General features: G+C 65.4%; 16 protein-coding genes and 1 tRNA gene. 11 read left to right on the plus strand and 6 right to left on the minus strand.

The features are described 5' to 3' along the window. Nucleotides 1-408, plus strand: a 408-nt coding sequence (locus CON76_RS06615) for an RNA-guided endonuclease TnpB family protein (protein WP_145995364.1), incomplete at its 5' end; no start/stop codon positions are given. A 56-nt stretch (nt 409-464) separates the two neighbouring features. On the opposite strand, the gene CON76_RS06620 is transcribed toward CON76_RS06615, so the two are convergent. Beyond that, nucleotides 465-1,436 carry a phosphoglycerate mutase gene (locus CON76_RS06620; protein ID WP_145995365.1) on the minus strand — a complete coding sequence of 324 codons (972 nt, stop codon included), beginning with the start codon at nt 1,434-1,436 and terminating at the stop codon, nt 465-467. Nucleotides 1,437-1,515: 79 nt separating this feature from the next. On the opposite strand from CON76_RS06620, the gene CON76_RS06625 reads away from it, so the two are divergent. Together CON76_RS06625 and lolD are read left to right on the plus strand one after the other, a co-directional pair. Continuing rightward, the gene (locus tag CON76_RS06625) at nt 1,516-2,772 is read left to right on the plus strand and encodes a lipoprotein-releasing ABC transporter permease subunit (protein WP_101102582.1); all 1,257 of its coding nucleotides are present in this window, start codon (nt 1,516-1,518) and stop codon (nt 2,770-2,772) included. Then, nucleotides 2,765-3,460 (plus strand): lipoprotein-releasing ABC transporter ATP-binding protein LolD, encoded by a 696-nt coding sequence (lolD, locus tag CON76_RS06630; RefSeq protein ID WP_101102583.1) that lies wholly within the window; start codon nt 2,765-2,767, stop codon nt 3,458-3,460. The genes CON76_RS06625 and lolD overlap by 8 nt, the downstream gene beginning before the upstream one ends. A 21-nt stretch (nt 3,461-3,481) precedes the next feature. On the opposite strand, the gene CON76_RS06635 is transcribed toward lolD, so the two are convergent. Beyond that, the gene (locus CON76_RS06635) at nt 3,482-4,015 is read right to left on the minus strand and encodes a bacteriohemerythrin (protein ID WP_101102584.1); all 534 of its coding nucleotides are present in this window, start codon (nt 4,013-4,015) and stop codon (nt 3,482-3,484) included. Between the two features lie 96 nt (nt 4,016-4,111). Next, the gene (locus CON76_RS06640) at nt 4,112-7,411 is read right to left on the minus strand and encodes an Rne/Rng family ribonuclease (RefSeq protein WP_101102585.1); all 3,300 of its coding nucleotides are present in this window, start codon (nt 7,409-7,411) and stop codon (nt 4,112-4,114) included. A gap of 525 nt (nt 7,412-7,936) precedes the next feature. Here CON76_RS06640 and CON76_RS06645 point away from each other — a divergent pair. The 6 genes from CON76_RS06645 (at nt 7,937) to CON76_RS06670 (ending at nt 11,886) form a co-directional block, all read left to right on the plus strand. Further along, entirely contained in the window at nt 7,937-8,923 is a 987-nt protein-coding gene (locus CON76_RS06645) for an RluA family pseudouridine synthase (protein WP_101102586.1), read from the plus strand. A 40-nt stretch (nt 8,924-8,963) separates the two neighbouring features. Next, a complete protein-coding gene (locus tag CON76_RS06650; RefSeq protein ID WP_101102587.1) occupies nt 8,964-9,296 on the plus strand; it encodes an H-NS histone family protein in 333 nt (110 codons plus the stop codon). 99 nt (nt 9,297-9,395) lie between these two features. Then, nucleotides 9,396-10,049: an HAD family hydrolase gene (locus CON76_RS06655; RefSeq protein WP_101102643.1), complete on the plus strand. Its 654-nt coding sequence runs from the start codon at nt 9,396-9,398 to the stop codon at nt 10,047-10,049. A gap of 48 nt (nt 10,050-10,097) precedes the next feature. Beyond that, a complete protein-coding gene (gene ylqF / locus CON76_RS06660; RefSeq protein WP_101102588.1) occupies nt 10,098-11,063 on the plus strand; it encodes a ribosome biogenesis GTPase YlqF in 966 nt (321 codons plus the stop codon). Between the two features lie 65 nt (nt 11,064-11,128). Further along, a tRNA-Leu gene (locus CON76_RS06665) sits at nt 11,129-11,221 on the plus strand. Nucleotides 11,222-11,250: 29 nt separating this feature from the next. After that, nucleotides 11,251-11,886, plus strand: a complete 636-nt coding sequence (locus CON76_RS06670) for a DUF6806 family protein (protein WP_101102589.1) — start codon at nt 11,251-11,253, stop codon at nt 11,884-11,886. A 120-nt stretch (nt 11,887-12,006) separates the two neighbouring features. Here the strand turns inward: CON76_RS06670 and CON76_RS06675 are convergent, their stop codons facing one another. Further along, nucleotides 12,007-13,557, minus strand: a complete 1,551-nt coding sequence (locus CON76_RS06675; protein WP_101102590.1) for a fumarate hydratase — start codon at nt 13,555-13,557, stop codon at nt 12,007-12,009. Nucleotides 13,558-13,613: 56 nt separating this feature from the next. After that, a complete protein-coding gene (locus tag CON76_RS06680; protein ID WP_101102591.1) occupies nt 13,614-14,225 on the minus strand; it encodes a TIGR00645 family protein in 612 nt (203 codons plus the stop codon). A gap of 149 nt (nt 14,226-14,374) precedes the next feature. On the opposite strand from CON76_RS06680, the gene acs reads away from it, so the two are divergent. Beyond that, nucleotides 14,375-16,369, plus strand: a complete 1,995-nt coding sequence (acs, locus tag CON76_RS06685; RefSeq protein WP_101102592.1) for an acetate--CoA ligase — start codon at nt 14,375-14,377, stop codon at nt 16,367-16,369. 172 nt (nt 16,370-16,541) lie between these two features. On the opposite strand, the gene CON76_RS06690 is transcribed toward acs, so the two are convergent. Continuing rightward, entirely contained in the window at nt 16,542-16,847 is a 306-nt protein-coding gene (locus CON76_RS06690; protein ID WP_101102593.1) for a c-type cytochrome, read from the minus strand. 137 nt (nt 16,848-16,984) lie between these two features. Between CON76_RS06690 and CON76_RS06695 the strand changes: the two genes are divergently transcribed. Next, complete coding sequence (locus tag CON76_RS06695) at nt 16,985-17,224, plus strand: TIGR04438 family Trp-rich protein (RefSeq protein WP_101102594.1); 240 nt, start codon at nt 16,985-16,987, stop codon at nt 17,222-17,224. Nucleotides 17,225-17,282: the final 58 nt, after the last annotated feature.

The following is a 17,282-nucleotide window of genomic DNA, read 5'->3' on the forward strand; positions in this document are numbered from 1 at the left end:
AAGATTGCCGATGTCCGCAAGGATTTCATACACAAGCTCTCGACCCGGCTAGTCCACGAAAACCAAGTGATCGCCGTTGAGACACTGGCCGTCAGCAACATGAAGAAAAACCGCAAGCTCGCCAAATCCATCGGTGATGCAGGCTGGGCCGAGTTTTTGCGCCAACTCGAATACAAGGCCAAATGGTATGGCCGTGAGCTGGTAAAAATCGACCGCTGGTACCCGTCGTCCAAGCGTTGCAGCGACTGCGGGTACACGGCAGAAAAAATGCCTTTGAACGTGCGGCATTGGACATGCCCCGAATGTGGTGCAAACCACGACCGGGACATCAATGCAGCGAGCAACATATTGGCCGCCGGATTGGCGGTGTCAGCCCGTGGAGAAGCTGTAAGTCCTGTGTCTCGTTGAGGCATCGGCAGGGTTCTGTGAAGCGGGAATCCTCGCCATTCATGGTGAGGAGGATGTCAACACAGGGCTTTCAGGATGGAGACCGGGTTGGCACTCTGGCCCCAGCGGGTGCGCCAGCGTTGCAGCAGGCCGGGTCGGTGGCTGGGGTCGTAATGCCAGCTTTGGTAGCCGCGTTCGCCGCACAGGGTCAAGTGCAGCGTTTGTTTGCGTTCGATGCGTGCCAGCCAGTCGGGCACGGTGTCGCGGTCGAGTTGCTGCCACGCATTGGCCCAGGCCACCCAGTCGCCGTACAGGGCGGGCTGGCGCAGCGTGTCGGGTTGTGTCACGGGCCAAGGCTGGGCCGGGGTACCGCCGTGCCAGCTGCCGCTGCCGCTGATCCAGATGCCGTTGATGGGCAGCAAGCCACGTGCGGTGCGTTCATCGGTGATGGGATGGGTGTAGAACAGCATTTGCGCCTCGTTTTGCAGCCGCAGCAACAGCGGTGCCGCTGGGCCTTGGGGCAGCCAGCCGTGCAGGTGGCGGTGCGCCACGCGGTCCAGGCTGGCACAGGCCAAGCCGCGCAACACTTCGCCTTCGGCGCGCCAGCGGTCGGGGCGTTCAAACACCAGGGTGATGCCGTCTTCGGCGCACAACGGTGCCAGAGCGGCAAACAGGGTGTGCGATTCGGCTTCGCTGAACTGGAGCGCGTCCACGGGTTGCAGCGTGACTTGCTCCATGCCGACCTGCCAGTGGCAGGGGTGGAACCACGCGCAGGGCACATCGCGCACATTGGCTTGCCACGCGGCCCAGGGCAGCTGGCCGTCGGGCAACGGGGTGCCGTCCGGGTGGTGCCAGCCCAGGGTGTGGGCCAACGCCTGCTCGTGTGGCGGGTTCAGGGTGTAATCGTCGCCCAGCACGGGCGGTTGCGGGCGCAAGTGGGCCAGCAGTCGGCCCAGGTTGGGCAATGTCAAACCGGCCAACGCGGCCTGACACGCCTCGGCGCTGGCGCTGGCGTAGGGCAGCAGCACATGGGCCGCAGAACTGGACAAAGTCGGGGGAGATGGTGCAGCGGGCATAACCCGCCATTGTCGGGGATGCCACAATCACGCGTTGAACTCACAAGCATCCATGCAACTTCCTTACGAATTTCTATTGGGCTGGCGCTACACCCGCGCGGGCCGGGCCACACGGCGCAACGGTTTTATTTCCTTCATCAGTGGCGTGTCCATGCTGGGTATTGGCCTGGGGGTGGTGGCGCTCATCATTGTGTTGAGCGTGATGAACGGTTTCCAGAAAGAGGTACGCGACCGCATGCTGGGGGTGCTGTCGCACATCGAGGTGTTCACCCCGCACGGCGAGGCCTTGCCCGATGTGGCGCGCACCTTGCGCGAAGTCCGCACCCATCCCGAGGTCATCGGGGCCGCACCGTTCATCGCCGCCCAAGGCCTGCTGGCGCGCGGCGAGGACATGAAAGGCGTGCTGGTGCGCGGCATCGACCCGGCGCTGGAGCCCGGCGTGACCAGCCTGGCCGCCGACATGGCGCAGACCGTGCTGCCGCAGTTGCAGCCGGGTCAGTTCGGCATCGTGCTGGGCGGCGCGCTGGCGCAGAGCCTGGGCGTGGCGGTGGGCGATGTGGTCACGCTGATCGCGCCCAGCGGCCAAGTGACCCCGGCGGGCGTGGTGCCGCGCCTCAAGCAAATGACGGTGGTGGGCGTGTTCGATTCCGGCCACTATGAGTACGACTCCACGCTGGCGATGCTGCACCAGGACGACGCAGCCCGCATTTTCCGGCTGGAAGGCCCGACCGGCGTGCGGCTCAAGATCCGCAACTTGCACCAGGCGCGCGAAGTGGCGCAGCAGCTGGCCGGTCAGCTCAGTGGCGATTTGCTGTTGCGCGACTGGACACGCCAGAACCGCACCTGGTTTGCCGCCGTGCAACTGGAAAAACGCATGATGTTCATCATCTTGACGCTGATTGTGGCGGTGGCCGCGTTCAATTTGGTGTCCACGTTGGTGATGACCGTGACCGACAAGCGCGCCGACATTGCCATTCTGCGCACGCTGGGGGCCAGTCCGGGCAGCATCATGGCCATCTTTGTGGTGCAGGGCGCGATGGTGGGCGTGATTGGCACCTTGGCCGGGCTGGCGCTGGGGCTGGGCGTGGCGTTCAACATCGACACCCTGGTGCCCGCGCTGGAGCAGCTGCTGGGGGCCAAGTTCCTGCCGCAGGAGGTGTACCTCATCAGCCGCATGCCCAGCGACCCGCAGCAGGGCGACATCGTGCCGATTGCGGTCATTTCACTGGTGCTGGCGTTTGTGGCCACTTTGTACCCGAGCTGGCGTGCCAGCCGCGTCAACCCGGCGGAGGCTCTGCGTTATGAATGAATCCACTGTCAAACACCCCGTGCTGCGCGCGCGTGGTCTGGTCAAGCGTTTCCACGAAGGCCGGTTGGATGTGACGGTGCTGCACGGTGTCGATCTGGACATCCACGCCGGTGAAACGGTGGCGATTGTGGGTGCGTCCGGCTCCGGCAAAAGCACTTTGCTGCACCTGCTGGGCGGGCTGGAGGCCCCGACCAGCGGCAGCGTCGAGCTGCAAGGCCAGAACCTGGCCCGCCTGAGCCCCGCGCAACAAGGCGCGATGCGCAACCAGCACTTGGGCTTTGTGTACCAGTTCCACCACCTGCTGCCCGAATTCAGCGCGCAAGACAACGTGGCCATGCCGCTGTGGATACGCCGTCAGCCGCGCGCGGCGGCGGCCCAAGAGGCCGCACAGTGGCTGGCCAAGGTCGGCCTGCAAGAGCGGCTGCTGCACCGGCCCGCTGAACTCTCGGGTGGTGAACGCCAGCGGGTGGCGATTGCGCGCGCGCTGGTCAACCGCCCGGCTTGCGTGCTGGCCGATGAGCCGACCGGCAACCTGGACCGCAGCACCGCTGACGGCGTGTTCCAGCTGATGCTGCAACTGGCGCGCGAGCAAGGCACCGCCTTTGTGCTGGTCACGCACGACCGTGAACTGGCCCAGCGTTGCGACCGGGTGCTGCAATTGCAAACGGGCCACTTGGGCCCGCTCTGAGTTTTCTTCCTATGGCTGCCGTCAACTGCAGCTGACGCTGCCGCAGCCCGACATGGACGCTTCTGGCACCGTGCGGCTGGGGTCGGTCAGCGTTTCGGTACCGGTATCAAAACCCAGGTTGTTCATGTGGATGGCCAGGCCTGCGTCCATGGTCTGGGTGTGTTGCGGAAACCATTCGGCCAGCGCCTCGGCCATGCGCACCAGGATGTCGGTATCGCCTTCAAGGTAGTGGCTTTCGACCTTGCGCATGGTGTCCAGCACGGTGGCGTGCTGGCCGCTGTGGCAGTTGTCGGCGGCAAAACCGGTGGCCTGCATCCAGCGGTCTTCGCGCTCGAAGTGTTCCACGGTGTGGGCCAGCAGTTCGCGGTACAGCGCCAGTTGTTCGGCAGCAGGGGCAGCGCGCAGGCGTGCCACCATGTCCACAAATTCGGCGTGGGTGTCGTCCATGCGGGCGTTACCTACCACCAGGCCGTCGCTCCACTCCAGTGCCGGAACGGCGGGCGGGGTGGCAGCGGCGGTGTGGGCTTCGGTGTTCGAGGGTGCAGTGGTGTTCATGGCAAAAACAGGGCAGTCAAAACCGGTGGGAGCAATCTGGCCCGCCACCGCACCCCGCCACAGGGCAGGGGAAGCGGTGGCAGGCCACCGGCGGCATCAGGCCGCTGGTGTGGCCTCGAAGGGCAGTTGCAGTTCGCGCAGGTCGCGGCGGGTTTCCACCAGCACCAGCGGGCCTTCGTCGGGCAGCACCACAGGCTTGGGCTCACGCGGCACGCGCACCGGCTGCGGCTCGGCGGCAATTGCGGCTTGCACCTGTGCCACCTTGTCGGCGTCGGACTGTACCCACTCCAGACCAGCGGCGTGGGCCACGGCTTGCAGCGCCTGCAGCGGCAGCTCAAACGCAGCGGCGCTGGGCGCAGCCTCGTCGGTGCTGGGGGCGCTGGTCGTCACGGTTGCAGCTGCGGGAGCCACTTCGGCCGTTTTTGCTGCGTCGGCTGTGGCCGGTGCTGGCGCAGCAGCGATCACTTCCTCTACGGTGGGTGTTGCCAGCACTGGGGCGGTGTCAATGTCCAGCACCGCTGGTGTGGCGGCGGGAGCTGCTTCCTCGGCTACCGTGGTGGGCACTGCCACCACTTCGGCGGTGGGTGCCGTTGCTTCGGCAACGCTGGCCTGAGCGTCCAGCGCCGCAGCGGCCACAGGTGCCACCGGCGCTACCGGTGCAAAGTACGAGCTGCGCACCGGCGGCTGCTCATCGCTGGCAGCGGCCGGGGCGGTGGGCGCCTCGGTGTCGTCGCTGGCTGGGGTGGACTCGCTGCTGTCCTGGCGGCTGCGGCGGTCGCGGCCATAGCGGTCGCGGCTGCGGCGCTCGCGTGCCGGGCGTTCGGCCACGGCAGGCGTTTCGCCGGTCGGGGCGGCGTTGCCGCTGCTCTCGGTCAGGCTGGGCGCGGTGGCGTCCAGCTGCGCTTCGGCCCAGCCGTTGGCTGCGCTGTCGTCGGTGGCTGGGGTCGATTCGCCCTCGGTGGCCTGGCGGCGGCCATTGCGGCGGCGCCCTTCGGCCTGGTTGCGCTCGGCGCTGCGCTCGCGGCGGTTGTCGGTGGCGGGGCGGCCTGTCTCCAGCGCCTCGGCGGGCTGGCGTTCCAGGTCCATCACCGCTTCGGCCGGACGCGGTTCGCGCTGCGGGCGCTCGCTGCGTTCGTAACGCTCACCACGGTCGGTGCGGTCGCCACGTTCGCGCCGGTTGTCGCGGCCTTCTGTGTTGCGCTCTAGGCTACGTTCGCTGCGTTCAGTGCGCTCACCACGTTCGCTGCGGGCCGGGCTGTCGCGCAGCTCGTCGCGCGGGCTGGTGTCGCGGCTGTTGCGTCGGCCTTCGCTCTGGCGTGCTTCGGGCAGCGCGTCGTTGCCGTAGCTGCGGCCACCACGGCTTTCGCGTGCTTCCAGGTTGCGTTCGCCGCGCGGTGTGGCGGTGCGGCCATCGCTGCGGCCTTCAGTCCGGCGGTTGCCGGGAGCGCCGTTGCGTGCGCCAGTGTTGCGGCGTTCGTTGCCTGCGCCGTCACCGTTGCGGAACTCGGGCTGGCGCGGTTCGCCATAGCCGGGGGTGGTCGGCTGCATGGGGGGCGTGACCCGCACTGGCATGCTGGGCGGGGTGGCCGCCACGCCAAACAGGCGGCGCAACCAGGCAAAGAAGCCCGTTTCGGCTTGTTCCGGCAGCTGGGCCTGCGTGGCGTGGCCGTAGCCTGCCGCCTGCTGGTAGGCGCCAGGCGCGGCCTGTACCGGCGGGGCATTGTGGTGGTGTTGCGGCGCCGGTGCGGGGGCCGGAGTCGGGGTCGGCTCCGCGCGGGCGGCCACCGGGGCACGGCCATCGGGCAACACGCCCTTGATGACCGGCTCTTGCCGGTTGGCGCGTTCGTGGCTGCGGCGCGTCACGGTTTCGCTGTCTTCGATCTCCTCGACCAGCTTGTAGCTGGCTTCCATGTCCTCCAGGCGCGGGTCGTCGTGCTTGAGGTGCTCCAGCTTGTAGTGCGGCGTATCCAGCGACTTGTTGGGCACCATCATCACGTTGATGCGCTGCTTGAGCTCGATCTTGGTGATTTCGATGCGCTTTTCGTTCAGCAGGAAGCTGGCGACCTCCACCGGCACTTGCACCAAAACTGCGGCAGTGCCGTCCTTGAGCGACTCTTCCTGAATGATGCGCAGAATCTGCAACGCCGACGATTCGGTGTCGCGGATATGGCCAGAACCACCACAGCGCGGGCAGGGTACCGAAGCGCCTTCGTTCAGGGCAGGGCGCAGGCGCTGGCGGCTCATTTCCAGCAAGCCAAATTTGCTGATGGCACCAAACTGCACGCGGGCGCGGTCCTGGCGCAGCGCGTCGCGCAGGCGGCTTTCCACCTCGCGGCGGTTGCGGCTTTCCTCCATGTCGATGAAATCGATCACAATCAAGCCACCCAAATCGCGCAGACGTGCTTGGCGCGCCACCTCATCGGCGGCTTCCAGGTTGGTGCGCAGCGCGGTTTCCTCAATGTCGCCACCCTTGATGGAGCGTGCCGAGTTCACATCCACCGCCACCAAGGCTTCGGTCTGGTCGATCACAATCGCGCCGCCGCTGGGCAACTGCACGGTGCGGCTGTAAGCGGTCTCAATCTGGTGTTCGATCTGGAAGCGGCTGAACAGCGGCGCGTCGTCGCGGTAACGCTTCACGCGGTGCTCGTGTTCCGGCATCACGTGTGCCATGAACTGGTGCGCCTGCTCGTAAATGTCGTCGGTGTCGATCAGGATCTCGCCAATATCGACATTGAAATAATCGCGGATGGCGCGAATCACCAGGCTCGATTCCTGGTAAATCAGGAACGCACCCTTGCCCGCCTTGGACGCGCCCTCAATCGCCGTCCACAGCTTGAGCAGGTAATTCAAGTCCCATTGCAATTCACCGGCCTCGCGGCCAATGCCGGCGGTGCGGGCAATGATGCTCATGCCATTGGGGTAGTCCAGCTGTTCCAGCGTGGCCTTCAATTCGGCGCGGTCCTCACCCTCGATGCGGCGGCTCACGCCACCGCCGCGCGGGTTGTTGGGCATCAGCACCACATAGCGGCCCGCCAGGCTGACGTAGGTGGTCAGGGCCGCGCCCTTGTTGCCGCGCTCTTCTTTTTCCACCTGCACCAGCAGTTCCTGGCCTTCGCGGATCACGTCCTGGATGCGCGCCTGCGACGGCGCCACATTGCCCTGGAAGTACTGGCGCGAGATTTCCTTGAACGGCAGGAAACCGTGGCGCTCCTCGCCGTAATCGACAAAGCAGGCTTCCAGCGACGGCTCCACGCGCGTGACCACCGCCTTGTAAATGTTGCCCTTGCGCTGCTCGCGCCCTTCGATCTCGATCTCGTAATCCAGCAGCTTTTGCCCGTTCACAATCGCCAGGCGGCGTTCTTCGGCCTGGGTGGCATTGATCAGCATGCGTTTCATGGTTCTGTCCTCTTCTCACAACAAACAAACCGCCCCGCAGTGGGGCGCGGTACTGCCGTGAACCCGTTGGCCGAGCACGAGAACGAGGAGGAATTGCCGGAGAGCCTCAGGACAAAGCGGGGTGGAGGGCGCAGCTCGTGGCCGCGTGCTCAAGCCCGTCCGGGCATAGGCGCGTGGAGGTGGGTGATCAACACAGGGGGCAAGATGGTGTGCAACACGGTGTGTGTCTGTACTACAGCTCTTGTGGTCACTTCGGTCCGCGTGAAGCTGGCCTGACACAGGACGGGCGCCAGCTCCACGTTGGGGGTATTCCGTTTCGGGTTCGCGTATTCAAACGACGGGTTCAACGCCAGGGGCGTGGCCGGTAGCGGAGGCATTTGGAGCACTCGCCCGGCAACGCGCCAGCGTTGGCAACTGGGGTGCCAGCGCGCTGCTTGTCACGACTGCCTTAAACTTGACGGCAAATCCAACTCTGACACCAGCAGCGCACGGTCGGTTTGATTATAGACTTGCGCGCCCATCTCCATGCACACACCCGCCCAAGTCCGGCATTTCACGGTCGATGCCGAATCGACCGGTCAACGGCTCGACAACTACCTGCTGCGCGAACTCAAAGGCGTGCCCAAGACCCACATCTACCGCATCATCCGTTCCGGCGAGGTGCGCGTCAACAAGGGCCGCGCCAGCGCCGACACCCGGGTGCAGGCGGGCGACGTGCTGCGCGTGCCGCCCATTCGCCTGTCCGAGCGCGCCGAGCTCAAGCAGACCCAGCCCGCCGCCCCGGCGCGCGAATTCCCGGTGCTGTTCGAGGACGCGGCCCTGCTCGCCATCGACAAGCCCGCCGGCGTGGCCGTCCATGGTGGCAGCGGGGTCTCGTTTGGCGTGATCGAGCAGGTGCGCCGCGCCCGCCCGGGCGCGCCGCTGCTGGAGTTGGTACACCGCCTGGACCGCGAGACCAGCGGCATCCTGCTGATTGCCAAGAAACGCAGCGCACTCAAGGCGCTGCAAGACCAGTTCCGCGAGCGCGAGACCGGCAAGACCTACCTGGCGCTGGTGCAAGGGCAGTGGCCCGCCAACAAAAAGGTGCTCGACCAGCCGCTGCGCAAGTACCTGCAACCCGACGGCGAGCGCCGCGTGCGCGTCACCAGCGCCGACGACCCGGAGGGCATGCGCTCCATCACCCTGGTCAAGGTGCTGGGCAGCATGGCAGTACCCATGCCCGACGGCGCGCCGCCCCAGCCGTATTCCTTGCTGGCCGTGACCATCAAGACCGGGCGCACGCACCAGATCCGTGTCCATTTGGCCTCGGCGGGTCACCCGATTGCCGGGGACGACAAATACGGCCATTTCGACACCAACAAGGCCTTGCAAAAGCACGGCTTGAAACGCATGTTCCTGCACGCCTGGAAATTGAGCGTCACGCACCCCGTCACGCAGGAAAAGCTGCAATTGCAAACCCCATTGCCGCCCGAATTGCACGATTGGTGCCACGTGTCGCGTTTGATTGACTAGAATAGCGCCTCGTTGGAAATTTTTAAAAAAGGTCAATCTCATGTCCCTCGACAATCAGCCAGAATCGTACGAAGAATTGATGAGCCAAGCGCAAGCCCTGCTGGCTCAGGCCGAGCAGATCCGCAAGTCCCAAAAGGCCAGCGTGATTGCCGAAATCAAGGAAAAGATGAAAACCTTCGGTATTACCGCCGAAGAACTCGGCGACACCGGTGGCACACGCAAAAAAGTGGCCGGCTCCAAGGCCAAGTCCGAACCCAAGTACCGTGGCCCCAATGGCGAGCCGTGGTCGGGCGGCCCGGGCCGCCGCCCGGACTGGGTCAAGGCCGTGCAGGCAGCGGGCGAAGACCTGGAAAACTACCGCATCCAGAGTTAAGGCCACTTGGCTTGCGCACAAAGGCACCCTGCGGTGCCTTTTGTCTTTCTGGAGCTGTGGCGGGCGTGGCTGGCGCCCAACCCTGTATCCTTCACGCCCATGCGCCAATTTGACCTGATTGCCTTTGACTGGGATGGCACCCTGTTCGACTCTACTGCCATCATCACCCGCAGCATCCAGGCGGCGGTGCGCGACGTGGGCGGCACCGAGCCATCCGCCGCCGCTGCCTCCTGGGTCATCGGCATGGCCCTGCCGCAAGCCCTGGCCCACGCCGCGCCCGATGTGGCGCCGGAGCACTACCCGCTGCTGGGCGAGCGTTACCGCCACCACTACCGCCAGCACCAGGATGATGTGACCCTGTTCGACGGCGTGCTGCCACTGCTGCACGACCTGAAAAGCCGCCACCACTGGCTGGCCGTGGCCACCGGCAAGAGCCGACGCGGCCTCAACGAGGCCCTGCAGGCCGTGGCGCTGCAGCGCGTGTTCGACGGCTCGCGCACCGCCGACGAAACCGCCGGCAAGCCGCACCCGCTGATGTTGCACGAGCTGATGCGCGAGTTTGGCGTCGAGCCCGAACGCACCCTGATGGTGGGCGACACCACGCACGACCTGCAGATGGCCATCAACGCCGGTTGCGCCGCGCTGGGCGTGAGCTACGGCGCCCACGCCAGCGACGAACTGCACGCGCTGCGACCCCGGCACGTGGCGCATTCGGTGCGCGAACTGCACGACTGGCTGCTGGCCCACGCCTGAGCGCCATCCCGACATCTTCCGACCCAGAACGCAGAAAGAACACCCGCCATGAGCATCCAATGGTTTCCGGGGCACATGCACGCCACCCGCAAGGCGATGCTGGAGCGCATCAAGGACATCGACGTGGTGATCGAGATGCTGGACGCGCGCCTGCCGGGCTCCAGTGCCAACCCCATGCTGGCCGAGCTGACGGCGGGGCGCCCCACGCTCAAAGTGCTCAACAAGCAGGACGTGGCCGACCCCGAACGCACCGCGCAATGGCTGGCGCACTACAACGCTCAGCCCAGCACGCGCGCCCTGGGGCTGGACGCCAGCGTCACCGCGCCCGCCAAAGCGCTGATTGCGGCCTGCTTCGAACTGGCGCCGCTGCGTGGCGGCATGGTCAAGCCCATGCGCGTGATGATAGGCGGCGTGCCCAACGTGGGCAAATCCACCCTTATCAACACCCTGGTGGGCAAGCGCGCCACCAAGACCGGCGACGAGGCCGGCATCACCAAGAACGAGCAGCGCATCGTGCTGGCCGACGACTTCTACCTCTACGACACGCCCGGCATGCTCTGGCCCAAGATCACGGTGCCCGAGACCGGCTACCTGCTGGCAGCCAGTGGCGCCGTGGGCCGCAACGCCTACGACGAGGAGGAGGTGGCGCTGGAGTTGCTCAAGGTGTTGCAGCAGCCCTACGCCCACCTGCTGGAAGCGCGCTACAAGTGGGGCCTGGCCCCCGGCGCCATTGCCGCCATGCCCGACCACGAACTGCTCGACGCCGTGGGCCGCAAGCGCGGCGCGCTGATGCCCGGTGGGCGCATCAACACGCAAAAAGCCGCCGAAGCGGTGCTCAACGACTTTCGCAGCGCCACGCTGGGCCGCATCACGCTGGAGACGCCCGCGCAGTTCCTGGCCTGGCAGCACGCCGCCGAACAACTGCAAGCCCAGCGCGACGCCGAACGCCTGCAACGCCAGACCCAGCGCCGCAGCGACTTCCATGCCAGTGCCAAGCGGCGCAAAAAAACCTGAAAAACCCGATTGGGTGTGACCCCGGCCCCAAATCGATCCAAAAACAAGCGAAAATAAGCCCCCGTGCCTCGGTGGTGAAATAGGTAGACACAGCGGACTTAAAATCCGCCGCTCGCTTCAGAGGCGGCGTGCCGGTTCGACCCCGGCCCGAGGCACCAGTTCTGCACCAACCCGCTCCTTACATCCCATGCCCCACTTCAACCCGCCCTTTGAGATTCACGTGCATGGTGACGTCCCGCTGCGCGACGATGTGGACTTCTCGCAGATCCAGGAGGCCATCAAGCCGCTGTGGCAGTACGCCGGCGCGCATTCCCTGCTGGACGGCGCGCACAGCGCCTACGAGGACGAGCCGGGCATCCGCTTCGACCCCAAGGAGCACCTGCTGCAGATGTGCTGGACCGTGCCCGGCGACGAGGATTTCCGCCAGGCCATCGAGGACGCCTGCATGGGCCTCAACGAAATTGCCGCCGCGGGCGCCCCGATCGAGGTCTCGTTCTACGACACCGAATTCGACGACGAGGAGGCCGATCCCGAGGCCGAATCGCGCGACGACTTTTTGATGTGCTTTGTGGGCCCGAACCCGGCCGCCATCATGCAGATCCAGCGCGACATGCTGGTGCACGACGTGGTCAACCTGATGGAGCGCCACTTTGACGCCTCGGAGCTGGGCGATGTGGTGGCCTCGATCGACCGCCTGTTCACCGACCGCTTTGACGCGCTGGTGAGTTCCATGCAGCTGGGCAAGCCGCCACGCGGTTCCGGCGGCAATGGCAACAATGGTGGCCACGGTGGCCCGTCGCGCAAGCCGCGCCATCTGCACTGAACCTGGCCCGCATTGGGCACCGGGTTCTGTCCCGTTGCAGCGGCCACAAAAAACCCGGCTCCAAGCCGGGTTTTTTGCTGTATGGCTTCAGGCGGCCGCGAAGGCCGCCCGCGTTCACGTTCAGGCCGCGTTCAGGGCAATGCCCTTGAACTCGCCGCTGGCGATGCGCTTTTTCCATTCGGCGGGGCCGCTCTCGTGCACGTTGGCACCGCTGGAATCCACTGCCACGGTCACGGGCATGTCTTGCACGTCAAACTCGTAGATGGCTTCCATGCCCAGGTCGGCAAAGCCCACCACCTTGGACGACTTGATGGCCTTGGCCACCAGGTAGGCGGCACCGCCCACGGCCATCAGGTAGGCGCTCTGGTTGTCCTTGATGGCCTCGATGGCCACCGGGCCGCGCTCGGACTTGCCGATCATGGAGATCAGACCGGTCTGCTCGAGCATGGTGCGGGTGAACTTGTCCATGCGGGTGGCGGTGGTGGGGCCGGCCGGGCCGACCACCTCGTCACCGACCGGATCGACCGGGCCGACGTAGTAGATCACGCGGTTGGTGAAGTCCACCGGCAGCTTCTCGCCCTTGGCCAGCATGTCGGCAATGCGCTTGTGCGCGGCGTCGCGGCCGGTCAGGATCTTGCCGTTGAGCAGCAGCTTCTGGCCCACTTTCCAGCTGGCCACTTCTTCCTTGCTCAGGGTGTCGAGGTTGACGCGGGTGGCCGATTTGGTATCGGGCGTCCAGGTCACGGCAGGCCAGTCTTCCAGCTTTGGCGGCTCGATCTTGGCCGGGCCGGAGCCGTCCAGGTGGAAGTGGCAGTGGCGGGTGGCGGCGCAGTTGGGCACCAGCGCCACCGGCAGGTTGGCGGCGTGGCAGGGGTAGTCCAGCACCTTCACGTCCAGCACGGTGGTCAGGCCGCCCAGGCCTTGTGCACCCACGCCCAGCGCATTGATTTTTTCCATCAGTTCCAGGCGCAGCTGTTCCGGGCGGGTCAGGGCAGCGCCGCTGGCGGCCTTGGCCTTGAGCTCGTGGATGTCCACCGGGGCCATGATGGATTCCTTGGCCAGCAGCATCGCCTTCTCGGGCGTGCCACCGATGCCGATGCCGATGATGCCCGGCGGGCACCAGCCAGCGCCCATCTCGGGGATCTTCTTCAGCACCCAGTCCACCAGATCGTCGGACGGGTTGAGCATGGCGAACTTGGACTTGGCCTCGGAGCCACCGCCCTTGGCCGCGCAGATCACTTCCACGTGGTCACCGGGCACGATCTCGAAGTGCACCACCGCCGGCGTGTTGTCCTTGGTGTTCTTGCGCGCACCGGCCGGGTCGGCCAGCACCGAGGCGCGCAGCGGGTTCTCGGGGTTGGCATAGGCGCGGCGCACGCCCTCGTCGATCATTTGTTGCACGCTCATGGTGGCGTCGGGCCAGGTCACGTTCATGCCGACCTTGATGAACACCATGCCAATGCCGGTGTCTTGGCAGATCGGGCGGTGGCCTTCGGCGCTCATGCGCGAGTTAGTCAGGATCTGCGCGATCGCGTCCTTGGCGGCCGGGTTCTGTTCGCGCTCGTAGGCTTCGCCCAGCGCCTTGATGTAGTCCAGCGGGTGGTAGTAGCTGATGTACTGGAACGCGTCGGCGACGGACTGGATCAGGTCTTCTTGCTTGATGGCGGTCATGGGGGTCTTTCTCAGACGGAGGGACGGTAAAAAAACGGGATTCAGTGCTCAGTGACTCAGTGATCCTGCGCCGCACCCGGCGGGTGCAGCAGGCGGTCGGTCATGGCAATGGCCATCGCGCTGGCCAGGAAGGCCACGTGGATGGCGGTCTGCCACATCAGCACCTTGACGTCGTAATTGTCGGCGTTGATGAAGGTCTTGAGCAGGTGGATGGACGAAATGCCGATGATGGCGGTGGCCAGCTTGACCTTGAGCACCGAGGCGTTGACGTGGTCGAGCCATTCCGGCTGGTCGGGGTGACCTTCAAGGTTGAGGCGCGAGACAAAGGTCTCGTAGCCGCCGATGATGACCATGATCAGCAGATTGGAGATCATCACCACGTCGATCAGGCCCAGCACCACCAGCATGATGATGGTCTCGTTGAGCGCGTTCACCTGTGCGTCGCTCTTGTAGCCAATGCTGGTGATGAGCGCCTGCAACGCTTGTGTGTTGCCAAAAGCGGCTTCTAACAAATGCACCAACTCGACCCAGAAGTGGTACACGTAGATGCCCTGGGCGGCAATCAGGCCCAGGTACAGCGGCAGTTGCAGCCAGCGGCTGGCAAAGATCAGTTTCGACAGCGGGTGGACGCGCCGGGCGTCGGTGTTTGCAGGGGAGGGCAGGGACATGGGGCAACCAGAAAAAACAACCGCCGCCATTGTAGGGTAGGGCCGCAGCCCCTGCCGGGTGGCGGCGCTGCGCGTGTAAGAGCCTCGTCAGAGAGCCCGCGCACAGTAAGCGCCCGAGACATTCCCACATATAAACAGGAGACTTCTGCATGTCCGCACCTTCGTCCGCCATCCAGTCCACCTTGGTTGAAAACCGCGTGTTCGAGCCCAGCGCCGCCACCCAGGCCGCCGCCCGCATCAGCGGCATGGACGCCTACAACGCCCTGTGCGCCGAGGCGGAACAAGACTTCGAAGGCTTCTGGGCCAAGCGCGCCCGTGAAGTGCTGACCTGGCACAAGCCCTTTACCCAGACGCTGGACAGCTCCAACGCCCCGTTCTACCAGTGGTTTGCCGACGGCGAGCTCAACGCCTCGTACAACTGCCTGGATCGCCACATGGGCACCCCGGTCGAGAACAAGACCGCCATCATCTTCGAAGCCGACGATGGCACCGTCACCCAGGTCACGTACAAGGAGCTGCTGGCCCAGGTGAGCCAGTTTGCCAACGTGCTCAAGGCCAAGGGCGTGCAAAAGGGCGACCGCGTGGTCATCTACATGCCCATGACCGTGGAAGGCGTGATCGCGATGCAGGCCTGTGCCCGCATTGGGGCCACCCACAGCGTGGTGTTCGGCGGCTTCTCGGCCGGTGCGCTCAAGGACCGCATCCAGGACGCCGGTGCCGTGGCCGTCGTCACCGCCAGCTACCAGATGCGCGGCGGCAAGGAGCTGCCGCTCAAGGCCATCGTCGATGAAGCGTTGGAAGCGGGCGACTGCCCCTCGGTCAAGAGCGTGATCGTGTTCCAGCGCACCCCGACCGCCGTCAACATGGTGGCCGGGCGCGATACCTTCATGCACGAGGAAATGGCCCAGCAGACCACCACCTGCCCGGCCGAAATGGTGGGTGCCGAGCACCCGCTGTTCGTGCTCTACACCTCGGGCTCCACCGGCAAGCCCAAGGGCGTGCAGCACAGCACCGGCGGCTACCTGCTGTGGGCCAACCTGACCATGCAGTGGACGTTCGACCTCAAGGACAGCGACGTGTTCTGGTGTACCGCCGACATCGGCTGGATCACCGGCCACACCTACGTGGCCTACGGCCCGCTGGCCGCCGGTGCCACGCAGATCGTCTTTGAAGGCGTGCCGACCTACCCGAACGCTGGCCGCTTCTGGCAGATGATCGAGAAGCACAAGTGCACCATCTTCTACACCGCACCCACCGCCATCCGCTCGCTCATCAAGGCCGCCGACACCGACGAGAAGGTACACCCGAAGAACTGGGACTTGTCCAGCGTGCGCCTGCTGGGTTCGGTCGGCGAGCCCATCAACCCTGAAGCCTGGATGTGGTACTACAAGAACATCGGCGGCGAGCGTTGCCCCATTGTGGACACCTTCTGGCAAACCGAAACCGGTGGCCACATGATCACCCCGCTGCCGGGTGCTACGCCGCTGGTGCCGGGTTCCTGCACGCTGCCGCTGCCGGGCATCACCACCGCCATCGTCGATGAGGCGGGCCACGACGTGCCCAACGGCGCGGGTGGCATCCTGGTGGTCAAGAAGCCGTGGCCGTCCATGATCCGCACCATCTGGGGCGACCCGGAGCGTTTCAAGAAGAGCTACTTCCCCGAAGAGCTCAAGGGCTACTACCTGGCCGGCGACGGCGCGGTGCGCAGCGAAGACCGTGGCTATTTCCGCATCACGGGCCGTATCGATGATGTGCTGAACGTGTCGGGCCACCGCATGGGCACGATGGAAATCGAATCGGCCCTGGTGGCCAAGACCGACCTGGTGGCCGAAGCCGCTGTGGTGGGCCGTCCGGACGATCTGACCGGTGAAGCCATTGTGGCCTTCGTGGTGCTCAAGCGCCCGGTGCCCACCGGCGACGAAGCTAAGGCGTTGGCCAACGAGCTGCGCAACTGGGTGGCGCACGAGATTGGCCCGATCGCTAAACCGAAGGAAATCCGCTTCGGCGAGAACCTGCCCAAGACCCGCTCCGGCAAGATCATGCGCCGTCTGCTGCGCGGCATTGCCAAGGGCGAGGCCATCACGCAGGACACCTCGACGCTGGAAAACCCGCACATCCTGGAACAGCTGGCCAAAACCAACTGATTGCCGGTGCCGTGGCACGGGTGGCCTTGGGGTCGCCCGTGTGGGTGGCAGCCCGGCTGCCAGCCCATGCAAAAAGCCCGCCAGATTGGCGGGCTTTGCTGTTTGCGGGTGGCGCTTGACGGGCCAAACGGGCTGGCACCCGTGCCGGGGCGGCCAGCCTGCAGACCTGCGTCTATTTCTGCTCCAGCACCCAGGTGGCGAGCTTTTTGGCGTCCTCGGCGCTAACGCGCGGATTGGCGGGCATCGGGATCACGCCCCACACGCCTGAGCCACCGTGCACAATGCGGTTGGCCAGCACGTCGGCGGCGGTGGGGTCGCTGGCGTAGCGTTTGGCAATGTCCTTGTACGCCGGGCCCACCAGCTTGCGTTCCACCGCGTGACAACCCATACAATTTTTGGACTGGGCCAGTTCCGGGCTGGCCAGCGCGGGCAGCGCCACGGCGGTGCTGGCCAGCAAAATCAGAAGAGCGCGTTTCACGGGTGGGGTCCTTGCGTCAGAATGCCCGGGCGGGCCAATGGGGGTATTTTATCGGGGCGCCTGTGCTGCTTTGATAACAATTACCAGTTGTTGCACTCTCGTGCTGGGTGTTACCCGGTTTTAAGAAAGGGGCGGTCATGTACCTGTTGCTGTTGGGGTTGTTGTTCATTGTGGCCAAATACCTGGGCTGGTCGCCGGTGGCCAGCTGGCCGTGGTGGTGGGTGCTGTCGCCGCTGGGGTTGGCGGTGCTGTGGTGGTGGTTGGCCGACGTGTCGGGCTACACCCGGCGCCAGGCCGACAAGCAAATGGCGCAGCGCCAGCGCGACCGCCTCAACAAGGGCCGCGAACGCATGGGCCTGCCACCTCTGAAAGACTGAGGCGCTGCGACATAATTGCCCCCATCCTGTTTTTTCTTCGATTCCCCCTCCAATACAC

This window comes from Macromonas bipunctata, assembly GCF_002837135.1.
Taxonomy (GTDB): domain Bacteria; phylum Pseudomonadota; class Gammaproteobacteria; order Burkholderiales; family Burkholderiaceae_C; genus Macromonas_A; species Macromonas_A bipunctata.